This is a genomic window from Flavobacterium sp. HTF (genome assembly GCF_003105115.1).
Lineage (GTDB): Bacteria > Bacteroidota > Bacteroidia > Flavobacteriales > Flavobacteriaceae > Flavobacterium.
Genome location: NZ_QETH01000147.1, coordinates 1 through 6,751, shown reverse-complemented (window position 1 = coordinate 6,751; position 6,751 = coordinate 1). Strand labels below are relative to the sequence as shown.

The window sequence follows — 6,751 nt, the reverse complement described above, 5'->3', positions numbered from 1 at the left end:
AAAATGAATTTTGATAATAAGGTTCTTTGGTAGAAGAAATAATAACTCCTTTTGCTGTAGAGGAATGTACAAATTTTATTTCATCGGAATTTGCTTCTGTGATAAGGCCAACGTGATTGATTTGTTTGTTTTTATTAGTTTTAAAAAAGATTAAATCACCTTTTTGTGCGTCATTAAACTTAATTATTTTTCCAATTTTGGATTGTTCAAATGAAGTTCTGGGCAATATAATGTTTTCAGACTGAAAAGAACTAAAAACCAATCCGGAACAATCGTATCCGTTTTTGTTTGTTCCGCCTGCTTTGTAGCGTACACCGATATTATCTGTCGCAACTTCGATTAAATTCTTTACGACATATTTATTTTCCCGTTTTGATTCACTTTTGCTTACCGCAGATGAACCTGATTTGCAGGAGGTAAAAATGATGGATAAAATAAGTAAAACGAGTATTTTTTTCAAAACGAAATCTTTAATTTTTTAAATCGGCAACGATAAGTTTTGCAGTTTTTTTACTGGCTCCTATTCCTCCTAGCTTTTCTTCTAAAATGTCATAATTTTTTAGAAGTTTTTCGCGATAAGCCGGTTCAAGCAGTTTTTTCAATTCTTCTTTAATACGTTTTGTATTGCAGTCACTCTGAATTAATTCCGTAACCACTTCCTTGTCCATAATTAAATTGACAAGTGAAATATATTTTAATGTAATAATACGTTTTGCAATCTGGTAAGAAATGTTACTGCCTTTATAACAAACTACTTCAGGCACTTTAAAGAGAGCAGTTTCTAAAGTCGCCGTTCCCGATGTTACCAAAGCCGCGGTTGATGAGCGAAGTAAATCGTATGTTTTATTAGAAATAAATTTGATATTTTTATTGGTGATAAATTGCTGGTAAAATTCATATTCCTGACTCGGAGCGCCGGCAATTACAAATTCATATTCCTGAAAATCATCAACGACACTAAGCATAACGCTAAGCATTTTAGTGATTTCCTGCTGACGGCTTCCCGGCAAAACAGCAACAATTGGCTTTTCGCTTAAATTGTTTTCTCTTCTGAAAATAGTTTCATCAAAAGGAGGCTGATTATGAATCGCATCGATAAGAGGATGGCCTACAAAATCTACCGGAAAATGATGTTTGTCTTCATAAAAACTTTTTTCAAAAGGAAGAATCACAAACATTTTGTCCACATCATTTTTAATGGCTTTGATCCTGTTTTCTTTCCAGGCCCAGATTTGTGGAGAAATATAATAATGTGTTTTATAATTCAGTGCTTTTGCCCATTTGGCAATTCGCATATTAAATCCCGGATAATCTATAAAAACAATAACATTGGGTTTGAATTCTAAGATGTCTTTCTTGCAAAAAGTAATATTGCTCAGAATAGTTTTTAAATTAAATATAACCTCAATGAAACCCATAAAAGCCAGTTCACGGTAGTGTTTAACTAAAGTCCCGCCGGCTTTTTGCATTAAATCACCGCCCCAAAATCTAATTTCGGCCTGAGGATCTTCCTCGTATAATGCTTTCATTAAATTTGAACCATGTAAGTCTCCGGAGGCTTCACCAGCTATTATATAATATTTCATATTTGTTTTATTTGAGAATCTGCTGTGGTTTTACACACAACTTTTTTTGCATTGCAAAGATAAGATTTAAATAATTATAGTAGAAATTGCCAAAACAATCACTGCGAGAATAACTCCTCTTGCCATAAATTCTTTATTTCTTTTTAATAAAATGGCAAAAACGGCAAGATCTAACATCGTTCCGATTGTGATTATTTTTCCCAAATAACCATATTCTCTCATGGCTTTCATTCCGGTTAAAAAATCAAATTGAGTAAAAAACGTAATAAACAAATAACTCCCTAAGAGAGAAGTGAAAATGCCGACAATAAATCCGACGAGTAAATCTTTGTAATTATTATTCATTTAGTTTCCAGGTATTAAGTTGTTGTATAGAATGATGCGCGGTTAAATCAAATTGTACGGGAACTACCGAAATATATCCGTTTTCAAGAGCCCATTCATCTGTATCTTCTCCTTTATCCTGATTGATAAATTCGCCCGAAAGCCAGTAATAATCTTTTCCGAAAGGAGTTTTTCGCTTGTCAAATTTTTCGACCCAAAGCGCCTTCGCCTGACGGCAGACTTTTATTCCTTTGATTTCTTTTTCTTTTAATTTAGGAAAATTGACATTCAGTACCACACCTTCAGGTAATCCATTGGAAATGGTTTCTAAAGTGATTTTTTTGATAAAAGATTTTATCGGTTCAAAATCAGCATTCCAGTCATAATCCAATAATGAAAAACCAATTGCGGGAATTCCTTCAATACCAGCTTCAACAGCCGCACTCATCGTTCCCGAATAAATCACGTTTATAGAAGAATTTGATCCGTGATTTACTCCCGAAACGCAAAGATCCGGTTTTTTCTTTAAGATTTCATTAACGGCAAGTTTTACACAATCAACAGGAGTTCCTGAACAACTGTACTCAGTTATAGCATCGTTTTCTTTTGAAATTTTATCCAGATATAAGGTGCTGTTTATTGTAATCGAGTGTCCTGTAGCGCTTTGCGGTTTGTCAGGTGCTACGACTATTACCTCTCCGATAGTCTTCATGACGCTTATTAAAGCACGGATTCCCGGAGCAAGAATGCCATCATCATTGGTAACTAATATCAGCGGTTTTTCTTTTTTCATAATATAAAATGTTTTGGCATTTTGTCAAATAAAAGCAAATGTAATGACAGATTTTCTTAGAATAGTAACAAATAAAATAAAATTTGTCAACTAAGTAAAACTTGTCTTTTGTAAGTCAAACATTTTTATATCTTTAACAAAAAATTATACCCAACTTGGCTTTATTGGTATAGTTTTGCAGTAACTTAGATTAAAAAATTGATGAATGCTATTATTAAATTTATGAAACGAAATTATAAAATACTTATAGCCGTATTATGCTTGTCGCTTACCTTATTTGCTTTTAAAATAAATGCAGATAAGACAATTGATCCGGACCCAAACAGAGATAAAACACTTTTAGAATTACTTGCTTTTGTTATTGAAAAAGGACATTACAGCCCTGCTGAAATAAATGATGAGTTTTCTAAGGGAATTTTTAAAGATTATATTGATGCATTAGATCCTTCAAAAAGGTTCTTTCTGCAGTCTGATATTGATGAATTCAGACAATATGAACTGATGCTTGATGATCAGTTTCTGAATAAAGACCTTACGTTTTTCAACCTTACTTATACACGATTGATGAAACGTATGGAAGAAAGCAAAAAACGATATAAGACTATTTTAGCACAGCCTTTCAACTATAATGTTGATGAGACTTTTAATTCCGATTACGAACATTCTCCATATGCGAAAAATGCTGTTGAAATCAATGAAAGATGGAGAAAACAGATAAAACTTTCAACACTTTCTTCTCTTGTTACCAAACAAAAATTAGAAGAAGATAAAAAGAAAACAGATCCTGCTTATAAAGCAAAATCTTTTGAAGCTTTAGAAAAAGAAACCCGCGAGAGTTCATTAAAATCATTAGACGATAATTTTAGCCTTATTAAGGATTTAAATAAAGAAGATTGGTTCTCAGTATATGTAAACTCAATCATGACCCGTTTTGACCCGCATACAAGTTATTTTGCACCAGAAGAAAAAGACCGTTTTGATGTTAATATCAGTGGAAAACTAGAAGGTATCGGAGCAAGACTGACTAAGAAAAATGATTTTACTCAAATTGATGAGTTAATTTCAGGAGGTCCGGCATGGAAAGGTAAACAACTGGAAGCAGGAGATTTAATCTTAAAAGTGGGACAAGGAAATGAAGAGCCTGTTGATGTTGTAGGGATGCGTCTGGATGATGTGGTTAAAAAGATCAAAGGGCATAAAGGAACAGAAGTTAAACTTACAGTTAAAAAAGTTGACGGAAGTATCAAAGTAATTTCAATTATTAGAGACGTAGTCGAAATTGAAGAGACATATGCGAAATCGAGTATTGTCGAGAAAAATGGTTTAAAATACGGTGTAATTTATTTACCTAAATTTTATATCGATTTTGAAAATAAAGACGGACGCGATGCCGGAAAAGATATTGCCCTTGAAGTTGAAAGACTTAAAAAAGAAGACATAAGCGGAATCGTACTTGACGTTCGTGACGATGGAGGAGGATCTTTATCTACTGTTGTTGATATTGCCGGTTTATTTATTCAGGAAGGACCAATTGTTCAGGTAAAATCTGCAGGAAAAAAGAAAGAAGTTTTATACGATAAAGATAAAAAAATCGAGTGGGATGGACCTTTGGTAATTATGGTGAACAGTTTCTCTGCTTCTGCATCAGAAATTTTGGCTGCTGCGATTCAGGATTACAAACGTGGAATCATCATTGGTAGTAAACAAACTTACGGAAAAGGAACTGTACAAAATGTACTGGATCTAAACCAATTTGTTCGTAATACAACTTATGGAGATTTAGGTGCATTAAAAATTACAGGTCAGAAATTTTACAGAATCAACGGAGGTTCAACTCAGTTAGAAGGTGTTCATAGTGATGTTGTTATGCCAGATCGTTATGCATACCTAAAAATGGGAGAACGTGATATTGATAATGCAATGCCTTGGGATAAAATTGATCCTGCTGATTACAGCACATGGGCAGAAAATAAAAAATTCAATCAGGCTATTGCAAATAGTACCACAAGAATTGCACAAAATCCTCAATTTAGATTAATTGAAGAAAATGCAAAATGGATTGACGTTAAGAATAAAGAGAATACTTATAGCTTAAATATTGCAAGCTTTAAAGCGACTCAGGAACAAGTTGAAAACGAAGGAAAAAAATACAAACCAATTTCTGAGTATAAAAACAATCTGGTATTTAAATCTTTACCATACGAAGAGCTGGAAATTAAAAGCGATGCGACTTTAAAAGAAAAAAGAGAAGCATGGCACCAGGCATTATCAAAAGATGTTTATGTTGAAGAAGCTTTAAATGTACTTGATGATTTGCAGTCAAAAAACAATGTGGTTAAGGCTGGTACTTCAAAAATGAAAAAAGAGAAATTAGTTAAGTCTTAATTCTCCTAAAATTATTTATCATAAAACGCTCCGAAAGTTTATATTTACGGAGCGTTTTTTTTATGGTTTTAATGTATTGAATATGAATAAATTTCTATTTATAAGTTGTGTGAGTTTTGTTTTTCTTTCCTGTAAAAAAGAAGAAAACAGAGTAAATGAGTTTTCAGAAGATAAACTGGAGAATATTGTTTCCAATCAAAACAGCACAGATTCGCTTTATACTGTTGCTTATCTGCCAACATCTACAACTAAGCAAATTGTAAAGCATAAATATTATACACTTTCTTATAACGAAAAATTTGAACAGGCCGAATGGGTTGCCTATGAATTAAAGAAAGAATATCTGAAAAACGGAAATTATAAACGTCCGTATTTTATTGAAGACCCGAAAGTGACCACAGGTTCTGCAGATTGGAGAAACTATAAAAAATCGGGTTACGACAAAGGGCATCTTTGTCCGGCAGGAGATATGGAATTTGATGTGGATGCTTACAATGACACTTTTTATACCTCAAATATTTCACCTCAAAAACATGATTTTAATAGCGGAATATGGAATAGGATAGAGCAAAAAACACGTTATTGGGCAGGTAAGTACAACGATATTTATGTTGTAACTGGTGGTGTTCTGAAAGACTCTGATAAAAAAATAGGAACAGAAGAAGTTGCTGTCCCTACGTATTTTTATAAAATTATTTTAGCCAAATCCGGAAATATAAACAAAGCAATTGCATTTCTGGTTCCGAACCAAAAGAGCAACAATTCGATTTATGATTTTGTAGTTCCTGTAGAAACTATTGAAAAAATGACCGGAATTGACTTTTTTCCTAATTTGAAAAACCTAGAAACTAGTAAGGACTTTTAGATCAGCAATGGTGGTTATTGGGTTTTCAGCTTTAAAAACAAAGCTTCCGGCAACCAAAACATCAGCTCCTGCTTCTACTAATTGTTTTGCATTTTTGTTGGTTACACCACCGTCAATTTCGATAAGTGTTGACGCGTTTTTGCGTGTAATCAAATCTTTTAATTTCTTCACTTTGGCATATGTGTTTTCGATAAAAGACTGTCCTCCAAAACCCGGATTTACGCTCATAATACAAACAAGGTCAATGTCATTTATAACATCTTCCAGTAAGTCAATATTGGTGTGAGGATTAATTGCTACCCCGGCTTTCATTCCTTCTGCTTTAATAGCCTGCAAAGTTCTGTGCAAATGCGTGCAGGCTTCATAATGTACCGTCAGGCCATTTGCTCCTAAATCAGCAAAAGTCTTAATATAGCGGTCCGGATCAATAATCATTAAATGTACATCAATATACTTTTTTGCATGTTTTGAAATCGCTTCCAGAACAGGCATTCCAAAAGAAATATTAGGAACAAAAACCCCGTCCATAATATCAATATGAAACCAATCAGCCTGACTGTTATTAATCATTTCGATATCACGTTGTAGATTTGCAAAATCCGCTGCAAGAACTGAAGGGGCAACAAGTGTATTTTTCATTGTGTAGTTGTGTGTTGTTTTTTACAAAGATAAATTTTTTATGATTTGCAGTGAAATTTAACCGCAAAGTGCGCTAAGATTTACGCAAAGCACACAAAGTTTTTTTAAAGAATCTCGCAAAGTCGCAGAGTCGCAAAGAATAATAAACTTTGCGACTCT

7 protein-coding genes are annotated in these 6,751 nt (G+C 33.4%); 2 read left to right on the top strand and 5 right to left on the bottom strand.

The genetic code is table 11. The features are described 5' to 3' along the window. The 4 genes from DCO46_RS21955 to surE all read right to left on the bottom strand — a co-directional run. A partial coding sequence (locus tag DCO46_RS21955) for a C40 family peptidase (protein ID WP_133244624.1) occupies positions 1–460 on the bottom strand: 460 nt, incomplete at its 3' end. Positions 461–470: 10 nt separating this feature from the next. Continuing rightward, on the bottom strand, positions 471–1,586 hold the full coding sequence (lpxB, locus tag DCO46_RS21950; RefSeq protein WP_116754607.1) for a lipid-A-disaccharide synthase: 1,116 nt from the start codon (positions 1,584–1,586) through the stop codon (positions 471–473). 66 nt (positions 1,587–1,652) lie between these two features. After that, entirely contained in the window at positions 1,653–1,931 is a 279-nt protein-coding gene (locus DCO46_RS21945) for a hypothetical protein (RefSeq protein ID WP_116754606.1), read from the bottom strand. Next, the gene (gene surE, locus DCO46_RS21940; protein WP_116754605.1) at positions 1,924–2,703 is read right to left on the bottom strand and encodes a 5'/3'-nucleotidase SurE; all 780 of its coding nucleotides are present in this window, start codon (positions 2,701–2,703) and stop codon (positions 1,924–1,926) included. The genes DCO46_RS21945 and surE overlap by 8 nt, the downstream gene beginning before the upstream one ends. A gap of 201 nt (positions 2,704–2,904) precedes the next feature. On the opposite strand from surE, the gene DCO46_RS21935 reads away from it, so the two are divergent. Together DCO46_RS21935 and DCO46_RS21930 are read left to right on the top strand one after the other, a co-directional pair. After that, entirely contained in the window at positions 2,905–5,088 is a 2,184-nt protein-coding gene (locus DCO46_RS21935) for a carboxy terminal-processing peptidase (RefSeq protein ID WP_116754604.1), read from the top strand. 82 nt (positions 5,089–5,170) lie between these two features. Continuing rightward, complete coding sequence (locus DCO46_RS21930) at positions 5,171–5,953, top strand: DNA/RNA non-specific endonuclease (RefSeq protein ID WP_116754603.1); 783 nt, start codon at positions 5,171–5,173, stop codon at positions 5,951–5,953. On the opposite strand, the gene rpe is transcribed toward DCO46_RS21930, so the two are convergent. Further along, entirely contained in the window at positions 5,930–6,592 is a 663-nt protein-coding gene (gene rpe, locus DCO46_RS21925; protein WP_116754602.1) for a ribulose-phosphate 3-epimerase, read from the bottom strand. The two genes, DCO46_RS21930 and rpe, sit on opposite strands and share 24 nt — an antisense overlap. Positions 6,593–6,751 lie beyond the last annotated feature (159 nt).

Coding starts and splice junctions, on each gene's coding strand:
- lpxB (WP_116754607.1), bottom strand. CDS start 1,586: ATGAAATATTATATAATAGCTGGTGAAGCCTCCGGAGACTTACATGGT.
- DCO46_RS21945 (WP_116754606.1), bottom strand. CDS start 1,931: ATGAATAATAATTACAAAGATTTACTCGTCGGATTTATTGTCGGCATT.
- surE (WP_116754605.1), bottom strand. CDS start 2,703: ATGAAAAAAGAAAAACCGCTGATATTAGTTACCAATGATGATGGCATT.
- DCO46_RS21935 (WP_116754604.1), top strand. CDS start 2,905: ATGAATGCTATTATTAAATTTATGAAACGAAATTATAAAATACTTATA.
- DCO46_RS21930 (WP_116754603.1), top strand. CDS start 5,171: ATGAATAAATTTCTATTTATAAGTTGTGTGAGTTTTGTTTTTCTTTCC.
- rpe (WP_116754602.1), bottom strand. CDS start 6,592: ATGAAAAATACACTTGTTGCCCCTTCAGTTCTTGCAGCGGATTTTGCA.